Origin of the sequence: Noviherbaspirillum sp. (genome assembly GCF_036846085.1) — a bacterium.
Lineage (GTDB): Bacteria > Pseudomonadota > Gammaproteobacteria > Burkholderiales > Burkholderiaceae_D > Noviherbaspirillum.
The window spans coordinates 1-16,884 of sequence record NZ_DAIUCO010000035.1 but is presented as its reverse complement, the minus strand read 5'-3'; the positions used below and the strand labels follow the sequence as shown (position 1 = coordinate 16,884).

Genomic DNA, 16,884 nt, shown 5'->3' with positions numbered 1-16,884 from the left:
ATACCCCTTCCATCTCGTCCCATAAAGACTCACCACAGCAAGGCGCAAGCCCGTTGGTTGACGTTCGTTCTGGCGCGGCGCAGCGGCGGTAACCACATCAGGAGTTACCCTTGCTGCCCTTTTTTCCTGGCCACACAGTTCCGGCCATTCTTGCGCTCGCAGACGGGTCGATTTTCCAGGGATTTTCAATCGGCGCACCCGGCCATACGATCGGTGAGGTGGTGTTTAATACCGCCATGACCGGTTACCAGGAAATCCTGACCGACCCAAGCTACAGCCGTCAGATCGTCACACTCACCTATCCGCACATCGGTAATGTCGGCGTCAATGACGAAGATGCCGAGGCCGACCGTATTCATGCCGCCGGCCTCATCATCAAGGACCTGCCGCTGACGACATCGAATTTCCGGTCGAAGCAGACGTTGTCCGATTACCTGAAGGCCGAAAAGGTTGTCGGCATTGCAGGCATCGACACCCGAAAGCTGACACGCATCCTGCGTGAAAAGGGCGCCCAGAATGGCGCCATTCTCGCAGGCGAGGCCGACGTCGAAAAAGCGCTCGCCCTGGCAAAATCGTTCCCCGGACTTGCCGGCATGGACCTGGCCAAGGTGGTATCGACCAAGACGCCGTATGTCTGGACTGAATCCGAATGGAAGCTCGGCACAGGCTTCGGTCAGCAAAGCAAGCCCAAATTTCATGTCGTCGCATTTGACTATGGCATCAAGCGCAACATCCTGCGCATGCTCGCCGAACGCGGCTGCAAGATCACGGTGCTGCCCGCGCAGTCCACTGCTGCGGATGCGCTGGCATTGAAGCCGGACGGCATCTTTCTCGCCAACGGTCCCGGCGACCCGGAGCCTTGCGACTACGCCATCGCGGCATCGAAAGAACTGATCGAGCGTGGCATTCCCACCTTCGGCATCTGCCTCGGTCACCAGATCATGGCGCTGGCATCCGGCGCCAAAACGCTCAAGATGAAATTCGGCCACCACGGCGCCAACCATCCGGTGCAGGACGTTCAGTCCAAACAGGTGATGATCACGTCGCAGAACCATGGCTTTGCCGTGGACGAAGCATCTCTGCCTGCGAACTGCCGCGTGACGCATGTTTCGCTATTCGATGGATCGCTGCAAGGATTCGAGCGCACCGACAAGCCTGCATTCTGCTTCCAGGGCCATCCGGAAGCGTCGCCGGGACCAATGGATGTCGCTCCCCTGTTTGATCGCTTTATAACACTCATGCAAAACGCAACCCACAAGGCGGCGACGGAGAAACAGAAAAATGCCTAAGCGCACAGACATAAAAAGCATCCTGATTATCGGCGCCGGCCCCATCATCATCGGCCAGGCCGCCGAGTTCGATTATTCAGGCGCACAGGCATGCAAGGCGCTGCGACAGGAAGGCTATCGCGTCATCCTGATCAACAGCAACCCGGCCACCATCATGACCGATCCGGAGATGGCCGATGTTACCTACATCGAGCCGATCACCTGGCAGGCGGTCGAACGGATCCTCGCCAAGGAACGCCCGGATGCGATCCTGCCGACGATGGGCGGTCAGACCGCATTGAACTGCGCGCTCGACCTGCACAATCACGGCGTGCTCAAGCAATACGGTTGTGAGCTGATCGGCGCATCGCCGGAAGCCATCGACAAGGCGGAAGACCGTTCCAAGTTCAAGGAGGCGATGACGAAGATCGGCCTCGGTTCCGCGCGCTCGGGTGTTTCGCACTCGATGGAAGAATCGTGGGCGGTGCAGAAGGACCTCGGCTTCCCGGTCATCATCCGTCCGTCGTTCACCATGGGCGGCACCGGCGGCGGCATTGCCTACAACGCGGAAGAATTTGAAACCATCTGCAAGCGCGGACTGGAAGCATCGCCGACTTCGGAGTTGCTGATCGAGGAATCGCTGATCGGCTGGAAAGAGTTCGAGATGGAGGTTGTCCGTGACAAGAAGGATAACTGCATCATCGTGTGCTCGATCGAGAATCTCGATCCGATGGGCGTGCACACCGGCGACTCCATCACCGTCGCACCGGCACAGACGCTGACCGACAAGGAATACCAGATCATGCGTAACGCATCGCTCGCGGTGCTTCGCGAGATCGGTGTCGATACCGGCGGTTCCAATGTGCAGTTCGCGGTGAATCCGGAGGATGGCCGCATGATCGTGATTGAAATGAATCCTCGCGTATCGCGATCCTCCGCGCTTGCATCGAAGGCGACCGGGTTCCCGATCGCCAAGGTGGCCGCCAAGCTCGCAGTCGGGTTCACGCTCGATGAACTGCGCAATGAGATTACGGGCGGTGCGACACCGGCCTCGTTCGAACCGAGCATCGATTACGTCGTCACCAAGATTCCACGCTTCGCTTTCGAAAAATTTCCTGCCGCGGACAGTCACCTCACGACCCAGATGAAATCGGTCGGTGAAGTGATGGCCATGGGGCGCACTTTCCAGGAATCATTCCAGAAAGCGCTGCGCGGCCTGGAAGTCGGTGTCGACGGCATGAATGAAAAGACGACCGACAGGGAGACGATCGAGGAAGAACTGGGCGAGCCGGGACCAGAGCGCATCTGGTACGTAGGTGATGCATTCGCACAGGGTTTCTCCATGGAGGAGGTTCACCAGCTGACCCACATCGATCCCTGGTTCCTCGTTCAGATCAAGGAGATCGTCGATATCGAACTGTGGCTCGAGAAGCAGACGCTGGATTCGATCGACCGCGACACGCTTTTCCGCCTGAAGCAAAAGGGCTTCGCCGACCGCAGGCTCGCCAAGTTGTTGAAAACGACTGACAAGGCGGTACGTGAAAAACGCCGTGAGCTGAATGTGCGTCCGGTCTACAAGCGTGTCGATACATGCGCCGCTGAGTTTGCAACCCGTACCGCATACATGTACTCGACATACGACGAGGAATGTGAATCCCAGCCGAGCGACCGCAAGAAGATCATGGTGTTGGGTGGCGGTCCGAACCGCATCGGCCAGGGTATCGAGTTCGACTATTGCTGTGTGCATGCCGCACTGGCCATGCGTGAAGACGGCTACGAAACCATCATGGTCAACTGCAATCCCGAGACGGTCTCGACGGATTACGACACATCCGACCGGCTCTATTTCGAGCCGGTGACACTGGAAGATGTGCTTGAAATCGTGGACAAGGAAAAGCCGGTCGGCGTGATCGTTCAGTATGGCGGGCAGACGCCGCTGAAGCTGGCTCTCGACCTGGAAGCCAACGGCGTGCCTATCGTCGGAACGTCACCGGACATGATCGACGCGGCGGAAGACCGCGAGCGATTCCAGAAGCTGCTGCATGAACTCGGTCTGCGTCAGCCGCCGAACCGCACCGCGCGCACCGAGGAAGACGCACTGCGTCTCGCCCAGGAAATCGGTTATCCGCTGGTTGTGAGGCCATCCTACGTGTTGGGCGGACGTGCGATGGAAATCGTGCATGAGCAGCGCGACCTCGAGCGCTATATGCGTGAAGCGGTGAAGGTCTCCAACGATTCGCCGGTGCTGCTCGATCGTTTCCTGAATGATGCGATCGAAGTCGACGTCGACTGCCTGTCTGATGGCCAGCGCACCTTCATCGGCGGCGTGATGGAGCATATCGAGCAGGCTGGCGTTCACTCGGGCGATTCGGCCTGTTCGCTGCCGCCATATTCGCTGTCCAAGGAAACCATCGACGAACTGAAACGCCAGACCGCACTGATGGCAAAGGGCTTGAATGTCATTGGCCTGATGAACGTGCAGTTTGCGATTCAGCAGCAGGAAATCGACGGTGTCAAACAGGACGTGGTCTTCGTGCTGGAAGTGAATCCGCGCGCCTCTCGCACCGTGCCTTACGTGTCCAAGGCGACCGGTTTGCAGCTTGCAAAGATTGCCGCCCGTTGCATGGTCGGTCAATCGCTTGACTCCCAGGGCATCAAGAACGAAGTCGTCCCGTCCTATTACAGCGTCAAGGAAGCGGTTTTCCCATTCGTCAAATTTCCGGGAGTCGACACGATTCTCGGTCCGGAGATGAAATCAACCGGCGAAGTCATGGGCGTAGGTAAAACCTTCGGTGAAGCGTTCGTGAAGTCCCAACTGGGCGCCGGCGTCAAATTGCCGAAATCCGGCAAAGTGTTTCTGAGTGTGAAGAACAGCGACAAGCCGAGAGCGGTGCAGGTGGCAAGGGATCTGGTGGAGATTGGCTTCTCCGTCGTGGCGACCAAGGGAACTGCCGCGGCGATCAGCGCGGCCGGGATTCCGGTTGCGACGGTCAACAAGGTTGCGGAAGGCCGGCCACATGTCGTGGACATGATCAAGAACAACGAAGTCGCCCTCGTCATCAATACCGTGGAGGAAAAGCGATCGGCGATTGCGGATTCCCGCGCCATCCGTACGTCGGCTCTGGCGGCTCGCGCAGTGACTTATACGACGATCGCGGGAGCCGAAGCGGCGGTCGAAGGCATGCGTCATCTTGATGAGCTGCATGTCTATGATTTACAAGGCCTGCATAACACCTTAAACTAAGCCGACAGTCAACCAACAGCCACAGAGGTCACACGGGGCGCCGATTCCGGCGCCGTCTTGTGGCCTCTGTGGTTTTCATTTTGCCGATAAAAATCATGGGTACAGTTCCTATTACGAAGCATGGCGCAGAGCTGTTGAAAGCAGAATTGCACCGTTTGAAAACCAAAGATCGCCCCGCGGTGATCAACGCGATATCCGAGGCGCGGGCGCAGGGAGACTTGTCCGAAAACGCCGAATATGACGCAGCGAAGGAGCGTCAGAGTTTCATTGAAGGGCGTATCGCGGATCTGGAAGGTAAACTGAGCGCGGCTCAAATCATTGATCCGGCCATGCTCGATGCCGAAGGGCGCGTCGTCTTCGCGTCGACCGTGCACCTCGAAGATCTGGAAACGGGCCAGAAGGTGACCTACCAGATCGTTGGAGAAGACGAAGCGGACCTGAAGGAAAAGAAGGTTTCGATCACTTCGCCGATCGCCCGAGCCCTGATCGGCAAATACGCCGGGGATGTCATTGAAGTTCAGGCCCCGTCCGGCATTCGTGAATACGAAGTGCTCGAAGTGCTCTACATCTGATTGGGCATGCTTGTAGCACGTGCCCGGTGGCTGATCGTGACGTTATGGGTTGGCAGCTTGTGGACGATCGGTTATGTGGTGGCGCCGACGCTTTTTGCGACGCTAACGGACAGGACACTGGCAGGAACCATTGCCGGCAGCCTGTTCCGGATCGAGGCGTGGCTTTCGGTGGCCTGCGCGATGTCGCTGCTTCTGCTATTCAAAGTGGCGGGGGCTGGCGACACGGATGGGCGTGCCGGTCGTGTGCGGATGATGCTGGTGATCGGGATGCTTGCCTGCACCTTGATCGGTTATTTCGGTCTTCAGCCGTTCATGGCGGATTTGCGCCAGTCTGTTTTGCCGGGCGAAGCGATGGGTGGCGATACCCGGGCAAGGTTCGCGCTGCTGCACGGTATATCCAGCGCAATCTATCTAATGCAATGCGTGCTCGGGTTCGTTCTTGTTATCAAGACAAAATAGATGCGCTAGCGGACATCCTTTACCGGCTTCGCCCTAGTGATGACTTCTTGATGCTGGTTTGGCGGGGCTTGGCGCGTTTGATATTACCTCCGGCAGTCACCCGTTCATTGCCTTTAAGAATGACTTTTGTGACAGTTGGCTTCTTCGTTCCGCTGGGGCTGGGCTTGACGATTGTCACTTCCCGCAAGCCCTTGCCGCGTTTCTCGTTGCGCTCCTTGACCTCTTCCTTTTTGGGACGGTACATCACCAGCAGTTTGCCGATATGTTGCACTGGTGCGGCGCCAAGTTTCTCGCAAATCGCTTCGTACATTTCGATGCGGGCATCGCGATCATCGCCAAAAACACGGACTTTGATCAAGCCATGCGCATTCAGGCTGGCATCGATTTCTTTTAATACCGACGGTGTCAGGCCGGCTTCGCCGATCATGACCACCGGATTCAGTGCATGCGCCTCGGAACGCAGTTCGCTGCGTTCAGCGGGAGAGAGTTTTAACATTTTTATGAAGTGTCTCGGACGATGGCGGCCAGCATTGGCTTCGTCCGGATGAAAAGAAAGCGTCTATTCTACGCCAATGGCAAAGAACAAATTAAATAAAAACTGGTTGCATGACCATGTCAACGATCCTTATGTCAAGCTCGCGCAGAAGGAGGGATACCGTGCGCGCGCGGTCTACAAGCTGAAGGAAATCGACGAGGCGGAAAGGTTGATCAAACCCGGCCAGGTCATCGTCGACCTCGGTTGTACGCCGGGAAGCTGGTCGCAATATGTGCGCAATAAGTTGGCCGGCAAGGAAGGCGGCGGGGTGCACGGGACAATCATTGGGTTGGATATGCTGCCGATGGACCCGATCGCCGATGTCCATTTTATCCAAGGGGATTTCCGGGAGGATGCCGTCCTGAATCAACTGGAGGCGGTGCTCGAAGGACGAAAAGTGGACCTGGTCCTTTCCGATATGGCGCCGAACCTGTCTGGCGTCGCCGTGACGGATGCAGCCCGGGTTGAATACATTATTGAGCTGGCGCTCGAATTTGCGCGGGCTCACCTGAAACCTTCAGGTGCTTTGCTCGTCAAATGTTTCAACGGCTCAGGCTATACTCAGCTAGTCGAAAAATTCCGGGAAGAGTTCAAAATAGTGTCTTCAAAGAAACCCAAGGCCAGCCGGGATAAGTCATCGGAAATCTTTTTGTTGGGCAAAACGCTCAAAAATCCCTCTTGATTACCCGCAAATACCTTACAAACCCTTGAGTTTCAAGGGTTTTGCCGCATATGCAACCTAGCAACCGCTGACTATTGCGGGTAGAATTAATTTTACAAGCTATGTAAATACGGACGCGCCAGCGTCTAAGGAGTTCTAGTGAACAATATGTTTTCAAAAGCCGCCATTTGGGTGGTCATTGCCTTGGTGCTTTTCACCGTCTTCAAGCAGTTCGACGGACGTACCATGGCCGGCGGTGCTACCTCGGTCCCCTATTCGGACTTCCTGGACGAAGTCAAGTCCAAGCGCATCAAGGAAGCAACCATCGAAGACCGTACCATCGTCGCGACGACCCAGGACGGCAAGCGGATCAAGACCGCAGTCACTTATCTAGACCGGGGACTGATCGGCGATCTGATCAATAATGGCGTCAAGTTCGACGTCAAGCAACCCGAAGAACAATCCTTCCTGTCCCAGGTATTCATTTCCTGGTTCCCGATGCTGCTTCTCATCGGCGTCTGGGTGTTTTTCATGCGTCAGATGCAGGGCGGTGGAAAAGGCGGCGCCTTCTCCTTCGGACGGTCCAAAGCCCGCATGCTGGACGAAGCCAACAATACCGTCACATTTGCCGATGTGGCTGGTTGTGATGAGGCGAAGGAAGAAGTACAGGAGTTGGTCGACTTCCTGCGTGATCCCACCAAATTCCAAAAGCTTGGCGGGCGCATCCCGCGCGGCGTGCTGATGGTGGGTCCACCGGGTACCGGCAAGACGTTGCTGGCACGTGCCATCGCCGGCGAGGCGAAAGTACCGTTTTTCACCATCTCCGGCTCGGATTTCGTGGAGATGTTTGTCGGTGTCGGTGCTTCCCGTGTCCGCGACATGTTCGAAAACGCGAAAAAGCATTCTCCCTGCATCATCTTCATCGACGAGATCGATGCTGTTGGCCGCCATCGCGGCGCCGGCATGGGCGGCGGCAATGATGAGCGCGAGCAGACGCTGAACCAACTCCTGGTGGAGATGGACGGCTTCGAAGCTAACTCTGGCGTGATCGTGATCGCCGCGACCAACCGCGCTGACGTACTGGACAAGGCATTGCTGCGTCCCGGCCGTTTCGATCGTCAGGTCATGGTCGGCCTGCCCGATATCCGCGGCCGCGAGCAGATTCTTTACGTGCATATGCGTAAAGTGCCCATCGCACCGGATGTCAAGGCCGACATTCTGGCCCGCGGCACTCCGGGATTCTCGGGCGCGGACTTGGCGAACCTTGTGAACGAGGCTGCCTTGTTTGCTGCCCGACGCAATAAACGCCTGGTCGAAATGCAGGATTTCGAAGACGCCAAGGACAAGATCGTCATGGGCCCGGAGCGGAAATCGGCAGTCATGCGTGAAGAGGAGCGGCGTAATACCGCTTTCCATGAATCGGGCCATGCGGTAGTGGCGAAGCTGCTCCCCAAAGCTGATCCGGTGCATAAGGTCACGATCATGCCGCGCGGTTTTGCGCTTGGCCTGACATGGCAGCTTCCCGAGCATGACCGTGTCAATATGTACAAGGACAAGATGCTGGAGGAAATCGCCATCCTGTTCGCAGGACGTATTTCGGAAGAAATCTTCATGCATCAAATGTCTACCGGCGCATCCAATGATTTCGAGCGCGCAACCAAGCTTGCCCGCGCGATGGTGACTCGTTACGGCATGTCGGAAACGCTTGGCACGATGGTCTACGAAGACACCGAACAGGATGCCTATTTCGGGCGCATGTCCTCCAAGACGGTGTCGGAGGCTACTCAGCAGAAGGTGGATACGGAGATCCGTTCCATTCTGGACGCGCAATATGCGTTGTCTCGCAGCCTGCTTGAGGAAAACAAGGACAAAGTCGAGACCATGGCGCACGCCTTGCTCGAGTGGGAAACACTTGATGCCGAGCAGATTGATGACATCATGGCCGGCCATCAGCCGCGTCCGCCGAAAGCCGGCGTGCCGGCCCGCAAATCACCAACTGACAGTGCGTCAGGTGGCGTGTCGCCGAACGCAACTGCACCGGCATAAATCGCACTGCTGATGTAAGCCGTACGTTTAGTTTGGGAAGGGTGAGGAGAAATCCTCACCCTTTTTGTTTGTAAAGCCTCCTATCCATGACCTCACCATACTTCCAGTGCGGACGTTTTCGTTTTGCGATGAGCGGCCCCGGCGCCAGGCCGCTCGTTATGGGCATATTGAATATCACGCCCGACTCGTTCTCCGACGGCGGTCAATTCCATTCCCTTGACCTGGCCTTGTCGCATGCTGAACAGATGCTTGCTGATGGCGTGGATATCATCGACATCGGTGGCGAATCGAGCCGCCCCGGTGCGAAGCCACTGCCGTTGGAAGAAGAACTGAAAAGAGTGCTCCCGGTCGTGTATGCGCTAAGAGACTGCGGCAAGCCATTGTCGGTGGATACCTGCAAGCCGGCGGTCATGGCAGAAGCACTCGAGGCCGGTGCGGACATGATCAATGACATTTATGGCTTCAGGGCAAGTGATGCGTTGCGAGTCGTCAAAGATAGCGATTGCGCGCTCTGTATCATGCATATGCTGCGTGATCCGTCCACGATGCAAGACCAGCCGCAATACGATGACGTCGTCTTCGAGGTGACGTCATTTCTGCGGAAACGGGTCGAGGCGGCACGTGCAGAGGGTATCGCTGACGCGCGAATGTGCGTAGACCCCGGCTTTGGATTTGGTAAAACGATGGTGCATAATCTGGCCCTGCTGAACAACATTGCTCAAATGCAAATCGATCTGGGGATGCCGCTATTGGCCGGCCTGTCCCGGAAGTCGATGATTGGCGCCATTACCGGCAAGCCGGTCGACAAGCGAGGCGCCGGAAGCATATCGGCGGCTTTATTCGCTGCGGCCCAGGGTGCCCGGATAATCAGGGTGCACGACGTGGCCGAAACGGTGGATGCGTTGAAAGTGTGGCAGGCAGCCTCCCAATATCAACCTGGATAAATCATGACAAGAAAATACTTTGGAACCGATGGCGTGCGTGGATGCGTTGGTGAAGCACCGATTACTCCTGATTTTGTCATGCGACTTGGCTTCGCTGCCGGCAAGGTGCTCGCGCAGGGAGACACTGTCGTGGGCCGGCCGACGGTACTCATCGGCAAAGACACACGGATTTCCGGCTACATGCTTGAAGCGGCACTGGAAGCGGGATTCGCCGCCGCCGGCGTGGATGTAATGCTGGCCGGGCCAATGCCGACACCTGCAATCGCCTATCTGACCCGAGCTCTCCGGTTATCCGCGGGCGTGGTGATCTCGGCATCGCATAATCCCTATCAGGATAACGGCATCAAATTCTTCGATGCATCGGGCAACAAGCTGCCGGATGCGGTCGAAGCGGCGATCGAGGCGGCACTCGATGCGCCTATCGAGTGCGTTTCATCGGAAAAACTTGGGAAGGCAAAGCGGCTGTTTGATGCGCAAGGCCGGTATATCGAATTTTGCAAAAGTACGTTTCCCACCGAGCTTGATCTGCGCGGCCTGAAAATCGTGGTGGACTGTGCCCACGGCGCTGCCTATCACATCGCCCCGGATGTCTTCCACGAGTTGGGTGCCGAAGTGGTCGCGATCGGCAACCAGCCAAACGGCTTGAATATCAACGACGGCGTCGGTGCGACCGTTCCGGCGAACTTGTCTGCCGCAGTGAAAGAGCACAATGCCGATCTTGGCATTGCGCTCGACGGCGATGCCGATCGCCTGCTGATGGTCGACAATACCGGACGTGCCTATAACGGTGATGAGCTGTTGTATGTGATGGTCAAGGATAGGATGAATACTGTCCCGGTGCAGGGTGCGGTGGGCACCTTGATGACGAACATGGCGCTGGAAGTCGCGTTTAAAAAAATGGGCGTCGGGTTCGCCCGCGCTAAGGTAGGGGATCGCTATGTCCTCGAAGTCCTGCAGCAAAAGGGCTGGCTGATCGGCGGCGAAGGTTCGGGGCACCTGCTGTTCCTCGACAAGCACACGACGGGCGACGGTATCGTCTCCGCGCTGCAGGTGCTATCTGCCTTGAAACGCAGCGGCAAGACGCTGGCACAGTGCACCGAGGACATCACGCTGTATCCCCAGTGCCTTGTCAATGTGAAGGTCGCTCCCGGCTTCGACTGGCAGAAGAATGAAGCGCTGCAGACGGAAAAGGAAATCGTCGAATCCGAGCTCGGTGACGACGGCAGGGTGCTGATACGCGCGTCCGGCACCGAGCCGTTGATTCGCGTGATGGTCGAGGCAAAGAATGCCGATACCGCCGACAGGATGGCGCGCCGTATTGCAGAGAAGATCACTGCCTGACCTTTTGATGGACGTGCATTGAAGGCGCCGCTTCCTGTCCGTGCAGGCGTCAGCCCGAGCTACATATGGCTGCCGGAAGGTCCCTGGAACACGGTGCTGGCTTTTTTGCTGGACCGCTTTCCGGATGTTGGCGAGGCCACCTGGCGGGAACGCATGCGCAAGGAAGAGGTCCGGGATGCCGAAGGCAGGCGACTGGATCCGGATAGCCCTTTTCGCAGGGGCGCGTGCGTTTATTACTACCGTGAACTGCATCAGGAAACGCCCATCCCCTTTGCGGAAACGATTCTTCATCTCGACGAACACATCCTGGTGGCAGACAAACCGCACTTCCTGCCGGTCATCCCGTCAGGACGGTTTTTACATGAAACCTTGCTGGTCCGCTTGAAGCAAAAAACCGGGCTTGATCATCTGTCACCGATTCATCGGATAGACAGGGAAACCGCAGGCATCGTGGTGTTTTCCCGGGATCCCGCAACACGGGGACACTACCAAGCCTTGTTCCAAAGGCGCGAGGTCGACAAGGTGTACGAGGCGCTCGCGCCCTATACCGGCAGTATCGAGTTTCCGCTGACGTATCGCAGTCGAATGGTGGACGGCACACCGTTCTTTCGCATGCAGGAATCCGAAGGCGAACCCAACTCCGAGACCCTGATCGACATTCTGGAACGACGGGGCGAGGTGGCGCTGTATCGCCTGCGTCCACTCACCGGGAAAAAGCACCAGCTCCGTGTCCATCTCGCGGCATTGGGAATTCCGATTCTGAATGATGCGTTTTACCCGCACGCGCTGCCGTGCAAGGCGGATAATATGTCGTCACCACTCAAGCTACTGGCCCGCTCCATCGCGTTTCATGATCCGGTTACCGGACAGGCCCGGTATTTTGAAAGCGAACAGCATCTGACCTGATGGAGAAATAAGTTGATGGAAAGCAGGGCATCGAGACGGAATAGATTGACCGAGATGCCTCAGTCCGGTATGATCGCCCTTCTCGGAGTGTGGCGCAGCCCGGTAGCGCACCTGGTTTGGGACCAGGGGGTCCAAGGTTCGAATCCTTGTACTCCGACCAATATTTGCAGTAGCTATAAAGTTCAAGAGCATAAAGGGTTTAAGAGCATAAAGTCTCTTAAACCCTTTTTCTTTTGGCATTGGCAGTCTTCACTGTCCGTCGGCTCGAAACCATGCATGTCACAACAATCTGAAGCAGGACGGGTAACGGTTCCCGGTCGCCAGTGAAGATTGGCATTGCAAGAATGATGTTAAGCAGCATCGACGGTGCAGCCAGTTGATAAAACACAGTGTCTTCCGAACCTCGTGATCTATGCTGAATACAGCAACGCGTAGTCTCCTAGGAAGGACTGTGCTTTTAACCCACACCCTTATGGCTTGTGGGTTTTCTTTTGACTATCGATTCCGGTGTCTAAAGTTGCCGCGCTTCGCCACCGTAAACAATCATGTGGCACCCAGACGCCATCGTTCGCCCGCAAACCTGAAAAGTTGCGGGCTTTTTGTTTTGATTTCTACAATTTAGTGATCAACTCAGGGTGGAGAAGAAACTGTTTATTGAGGATGGCCACTTAAGGGCGTACGGGATCAGCGCCGTGCGCAGTCTAGATTATTCACCCGGCTGCGTCCGTGTTCCGACAAACATCAAGTTGTCCACCGTAGTGCCTCAATTTTGATCAGGTGAAAGTTTTTTCTTTAAATCATAGACTTACCGACTTATCCCTACCTTTCCTCGATCTTATCCACATGCTTATGCAGCATAGCTGTGGATAGTGCTGACACAGGGGAGGCATTGCATAGCCCGCACGGTTATAGTGAATGCTTGTCGGACCTGTGGGCGTGGATGAATACAATCCACGTATTCGCCCTTGCCAACCTGCACAAAATTCCGATCGGCTTCGATGGTTCCATCGGTGAGCGATAGTGCAAGTGATTGGTTGAAACGACGCGGTAATAAGGGTAATATCCGGCGGCGAGCGAGCCGATGCAACAGCTATCGCGTTTCGCTCGATGACTGCCCATAGCTCAGTTGGATAGAGCAACGGCCTTCTAAGCCGTAGGTCGCAGGTTCGACTCCTGCTGGGCAGGCCACGCTTCCGGTTCCGCTTCCTCGCCGACGTCCGACTCATTCACTTCCGGTCCAAGCTGCACCTCTGCAATCTCCTTCAGCAACCGCTCTTCCGGCATATGCCGCAGGGGAGCAACCGTCAGTGCGGGACGATGGAAAAGTTGTCCTTGCATGAACTTCAAGATGTGTTCCTGGGTTTCGTCCAGGTAGGGGATGTTCAGGTGATTCGATTCGGGCACGACTTCATCCGAGACGACATTCGGCAATTCGGCGACCAGGATATCCGTATGGACCTGCGGAACGATATCGTCGGATTCCGCGCGCAGCACAAGCACCGGTGTCGTGACCTTGGGTGCCACCTTGATCGATTCAAACCTGTGCCTGAGCACCAGGCTTACCGGCACGGACGGCAAACGCTTTTTCACCATCGCGAGCACGGAGTCGAAGGGCGTTATGAGTACCAAGGCAGCGACCGGACGGCGCGCGGCGACTTGGAGAGCGACACTGGAACCGAGGCTGCGGCCGACGATGGCAATCCGGCCAGGATCGATGTGGCGGCCGGAGGCAAGCAGCCAGTCATACAACACTTTTCCGTCATCGATCATCTGCCGTTCGCCCGGGCTTCCATGCGAGTCACCATAACCCCGGTAGTTGATTGCCAGGACCAGCATGCCTGGAAACATGCGTTGCGCATCCCGGACGGTCCATGACACTTCCTCCGAGCGTCCGCCGAAATAGATTGCTGCCGCATGCGGGCCGGGTGTCTTCGGCGTCAGCAGCCAACCGGAGAGCCGGGTGCCGTCGCGACAACGCAGCACCACGGGCCGTGTACGGTGCCCGCGGCTGCTCGGGCGCTCGATTTCCTTGCGGCGAATCGGATTGAACAGCATGTTGTTCTGGCGTGCCGTAACCGTGACAATAAAACCCAACCATCCCAAACCGGCCAATCCGACTGCGCCAGCCAGAAGGCGCCTGCTGCGTTTATCCATGTTGAAAGCAGTATCGAAGTGTTATGTGAGTAACTTCGATCCATCGTACTTTCTTATGCGTCCGGTTGTTTGTGGTTTGGCAAATCGCTTGCGTCGTTGTTGCAGCTCTTGCCACAGAACCAAAATAAATGTTGAGGGAATCTTTTCTGGCCGGAACAAATGCTGATTTTCACTGGTCTAGGCGACTTCTATGACCTTTTTGGGAAATCGTAATGACGCCAGCATTGCAACGCCACGACCAGTTGGGCGCCGAATTGGATGCGCTCCGCAATCTTGAACAAGCGGTTCGTGCCTGCGGACTGCCTTCCATCATGGTGTCCGGGCAACGTCAACTGGACAGCCTGGCGGCTGCATTAAGGCAGGTGGTGGATGCGAGGAACATGCACTCCGCGACTTCTGTGGTGGCTGAGCACCAATAGTCGAAGCGAGGGCCGCGTGCGCGGCGCATTTGACATCCGACTCAGGCGCCGTGAAGCAAGGCTTTGTTGTCGCATTCCATTGCGAACTGCTCAGCGATTCGGCTGGCCTTGAGTTTTGCCTTGTGCGCAGATTTCCCGGTGGCTGATGCGGCATCTTCATCGGCCCACTTCGACCGCATCGCAAGGGCTTTGCATTTCTTCTGCCTGGCCGCGCTGGCATGTGCGGTGCGGCGATGTTCTTTTTCTTCCTGCGCCTCCAGCTTGCGCTTCTCCGCATCGATTCGCCTGAGCGTGGCTTTATCACGTCGCGCCTGTTCTTTCGCTGTTTCCGCATCGACGGGCGGTGCACTGTCGATATCCAATTTGCGGCCGTTGGAGCAGGGCGTGTCGCTGTAGTTGATTTTGCCGTCTGACTCGCATTTGTAGATTGCAAACGACGGCGCCGATGCCGCGATGAAAACGGAAAACAATAACGTGCGCAGCAGCATGCCGCCTCCCTGGAATTTCAAGTATTGATGTTTTTGTTTGTAGGTTTGGCTATATGACCTTGCCCGGATTCATGATCCCCAAGGGATCGAGCGCATTTTTTACCGACTCCATCAGCGCCATCTCGACGGCGGACTTATAGCGGCGAACCTCCTCGCGCTTCAGGGCTCCGAGCCCGTGTTCGGCAGAAATCGATCCACCGAAACTGTCGACGCTGTCGTGCACTACCAGGTTGACCGCATCCTGGCGGGCGATGAATTCGTCATCGGAACCTTGTTCGGGCGGCGACACGTTGTAGTGCAGATTGCCGTCGCCAAGATGACCGAACGTCACCAGCCGACATCCGGGGAATGTCTGCTGCAGCGCGATATCCGTCTTGCGGATGAAGTCGCCGATGCGGGAAATCGGAACGGAAATGTCATGCTTGATGTTCTTGCCCTCTTCCGCCTGGGCGAGCGGGATGTGTTCCCGTAGATTCCATAAGGATTTCGACTGCGCGATCGACGATGCGACCACCGCATCCTGGATCACGTCCTGTTCGAGGGCATCCGCGATCACGGCTTCCAATGCGGCATTGGCATGGTCTTCCGACTCATTGTCGGAGAGCTCCAGCAGTACATACTGCGCATGCGGGTCGGCGAACGGCAAGCGCATCTGCGGGAAATGCTTTGCCACCAGCTGCAGGCAGAAGTCGGACATCAATTCGAAGGCGGTCAGGGTTGCGCCGCATCGCGCCTGCGCGAGATTCAGCAGCGCAAGCGCATCGTCCGGCGTCCGCATTGCCGCAAGCGCGGTCAGTTGCGCTTTAGGCTGCGGGAATAACTTGAGGACCGCTGCGGTAATGATGCCCAGCGTGCCCTCCGCGCCGATGAACAGGTCCCGCAAGTCGTAGCCAGTGTTGTCCTTGCGCAGTCCCCGCAAGCCGCTCCATACCTCGCCTTGCGCGGTCACCACTTCCAGGCCGAGGCACAGCTCGCGCATATTGCCATAGCGGAGAACCGCGGTGCCGCCCGCGTTGGTCGCCAGGTTGCCGCCGATCGTGCAACTGCCCTCCGCCGCCAGCGACAGCGGAAAGAGGCGTCCCGCTTCGGCGGCGACGTTCTGCATTTGTTCCAGGATGCATCCCGATTCAACCGTCATGGTGTTGTTGATCGTGTCGACTGCCCGTACCTTGTTCAAGCGATTGAGGGACAGCACGATCGCATTGCCGCTGGTATCCGGCACGCTGCCGAGGACCAGGCCGGTATTGCCGCCTTGGGGCACGATCGGTACCCGGAACTGGTTGCAAAGCCGGACGATGGCCGCGACTTCTTCGGTTGACGCAGGTTTCACCACCGCCAGGGCGCGCCCGGTAAAGCGGCGACGCCAGTCCGTCAGGTAACCGGCGGTATCGGCCGCCTCGGTCAGGACATGGGCGGCTCCGATCGCATTGCGGCATTGATCGAGAAATTCGTTCATTGATGAGTTCGTTTATTTGGATGCTTTTTGGATGACTTGCTGCGCCAGCTTTTTTGCTTCCTTCTTGTACGGACGCAGGAACAGAATGCAGCAAAAGAAAAACACACAAACCAGTGCCACTTCGATCCAGCCCAGCGTTGCCGACAATCCCTGATCGCTTGCACCACGGACAATGCCCTCTGTCAGGTATAGCAGAATCAGCATGGATGACCATTGCATCGTGTAAAGGTCACGCTTCAAAACGCCTCGCAACGGCAGCAGCAGGGGCAGCACCTTCAATACCAGCCAGGAGCCGCCCGGCCGTAATGGCGCAAGCACCAGTTCCCAGGCGACACAGAGCGCGATCAATGCGATCAGGCTGCCGGCGGCGCCTATATAAAAGACCTTGTGC

At 57.0% G+C, this 16,884-nt stretch carries 15 protein-coding genes and 2 tRNA genes; 12 read left to right on the top strand and 5 right to left on the bottom strand.

Annotation, left to right across the window (positions count from 1 at the left end; genetic code table 11):
- The first annotated feature begins 110 nt into the window (after nucleotides 1-110).
- The 4 genes from carA to V7080_RS06355 all read left to right on the top strand — a co-directional run bounded on the left by carA (nucleotide 111) and on the right by V7080_RS06355 (nucleotide 5,543).
- Nucleotides 111-1,289: a glutamine-hydrolyzing carbamoyl-phosphate synthase small subunit gene (carA, locus tag V7080_RS06370; protein WP_334187567.1), complete on the top strand. Its 1,179-nt coding sequence runs from the start codon at nucleotides 111-113 to the stop codon at nucleotides 1,287-1,289.
- The gene (gene carB, locus V7080_RS06365) at nucleotides 1,282-4,512 is read left to right on the top strand and encodes a carbamoyl-phosphate synthase large subunit (protein ID WP_334187566.1); all 3,231 of its coding nucleotides are present in this window, start codon (nucleotides 1,282-1,284) and stop codon (nucleotides 4,510-4,512) included. Before carA ends, carB begins: the two co-directional genes overlap by 8 nt.
- Before the next feature lie 95 nt (nucleotides 4,513-4,607).
- A complete protein-coding gene (gene greA / locus V7080_RS06360; protein ID WP_334187565.1) occupies nucleotides 4,608-5,084 on the top strand; it encodes a transcription elongation factor GreA in 477 nt (158 codons plus the stop codon).
- Between the two features lie 6 nt (nucleotides 5,085-5,090).
- On the top strand, nucleotides 5,091-5,543 hold the full coding sequence (locus tag V7080_RS06355; protein ID WP_334187564.1) for a DUF4149 domain-containing protein: 453 nt from the start codon (nucleotides 5,091-5,093) through the stop codon (nucleotides 5,541-5,543).
- A gap of 19 nt (nucleotides 5,544-5,562) precedes the next feature.
- Here V7080_RS06355 and yhbY read toward each other — a convergent pair whose 3' ends face one another.
- Nucleotides 5,563-6,039 (bottom strand): ribosome assembly RNA-binding protein YhbY, encoded by a 477-nt coding sequence (yhbY, locus tag V7080_RS06350; protein WP_334187563.1) that lies wholly within the window; start codon nucleotides 6,037-6,039, stop codon nucleotides 5,563-5,565.
- Nucleotides 6,040-6,115: 76 nt separating this feature from the next.
- Between yhbY and V7080_RS06345 the strand changes: the two genes are divergently transcribed.
- The 7 genes from V7080_RS06345 (at nucleotide 6,116) to V7080_RS06315 (ending at nucleotide 13,164) form a co-directional block, all read left to right on the top strand.
- Nucleotides 6,116-6,760: an RlmE family RNA methyltransferase gene (locus V7080_RS06345; RefSeq protein WP_334187562.1), complete on the top strand. Its 645-nt coding sequence runs from the start codon at nucleotides 6,116-6,118 to the stop codon at nucleotides 6,758-6,760.
- A gap of 138 nt (nucleotides 6,761-6,898) precedes the next feature.
- Entirely contained in the window at nucleotides 6,899-8,785 is a 1,887-nt protein-coding gene (gene ftsH, locus V7080_RS06340) for an ATP-dependent zinc metalloprotease FtsH (protein ID WP_334187561.1), read from the top strand.
- 86 nt (nucleotides 8,786-8,871) lie between these two features.
- The gene (gene folP / locus V7080_RS06335) at nucleotides 8,872-9,729 is read left to right on the top strand and encodes a dihydropteroate synthase (protein ID WP_334187560.1); all 858 of its coding nucleotides are present in this window, start codon (nucleotides 8,872-8,874) and stop codon (nucleotides 9,727-9,729) included.
- 3 nt (nucleotides 9,730-9,732) lie between these two features.
- On the top strand, nucleotides 9,733-11,070 hold the full coding sequence (gene glmM, locus V7080_RS06330) for a phosphoglucosamine mutase (protein ID WP_334187559.1): 1,338 nt from the start codon (nucleotides 9,733-9,735) through the stop codon (nucleotides 11,068-11,070).
- An 18-nt stretch (nucleotides 11,071-11,088) separates the two neighbouring features.
- Nucleotides 11,089-11,976, top strand: coding sequence for a pseudouridine synthase (locus V7080_RS06325; RefSeq protein ID WP_334187558.1), 888 nt, complete (start codon nucleotides 11,089-11,091; stop codon nucleotides 11,974-11,976).
- Nucleotides 11,977-12,059: 83 nt separating this feature from the next.
- Nucleotides 12,060-12,136, top strand: a tRNA-Pro gene (locus V7080_RS06320).
- 951 nt (nucleotides 12,137-13,087) lie between these two features.
- A tRNA-Arg gene (locus V7080_RS06315) sits at nucleotides 13,088-13,164 on the top strand.
- On the opposite strand, the gene V7080_RS06310 is transcribed toward V7080_RS06315, so the two are convergent.
- Nucleotides 13,123-14,031, bottom strand: coding sequence for an alpha/beta hydrolase (locus tag V7080_RS06310; RefSeq protein ID WP_334187580.1), 909 nt, complete (start codon nucleotides 14,029-14,031; stop codon nucleotides 13,123-13,125). The two genes, V7080_RS06315 and V7080_RS06310, sit on opposite strands and share 42 nt — an antisense overlap.
- 311 nt (nucleotides 14,032-14,342) lie before the next feature.
- Between V7080_RS06310 and V7080_RS06305 the strand changes: the two genes are divergently transcribed.
- A complete protein-coding gene (locus V7080_RS06305; protein WP_334187557.1) occupies nucleotides 14,343-14,549 on the top strand; it encodes a hypothetical protein in 207 nt (68 codons plus the stop codon).
- A gap of 41 nt (nucleotides 14,550-14,590) precedes the next feature.
- Here V7080_RS06305 and V7080_RS06300 read toward each other — a convergent pair whose 3' ends face one another.
- From V7080_RS06300 to V7080_RS06290, 3 genes are all read right to left on the bottom strand, one after another.
- Nucleotides 14,591-15,037, bottom strand: coding sequence for a DUF4124 domain-containing protein (locus tag V7080_RS06300; RefSeq protein ID WP_334187556.1), 447 nt, complete (start codon nucleotides 15,035-15,037; stop codon nucleotides 14,591-14,593).
- 49 nt (nucleotides 15,038-15,086) lie between these two features.
- Nucleotides 15,087-16,493, bottom strand: coding sequence for an FAD-binding oxidoreductase (locus V7080_RS06295; protein WP_334187555.1), 1,407 nt, complete (start codon nucleotides 16,491-16,493; stop codon nucleotides 15,087-15,089).
- A 12-nt stretch (nucleotides 16,494-16,505) separates the two neighbouring features.
- The coding region (locus tag V7080_RS06290; RefSeq protein WP_442947193.1) for a DUF2069 domain-containing protein at nucleotides 16,506-16,884 on the bottom strand (379 nt) is incomplete at its 5' end.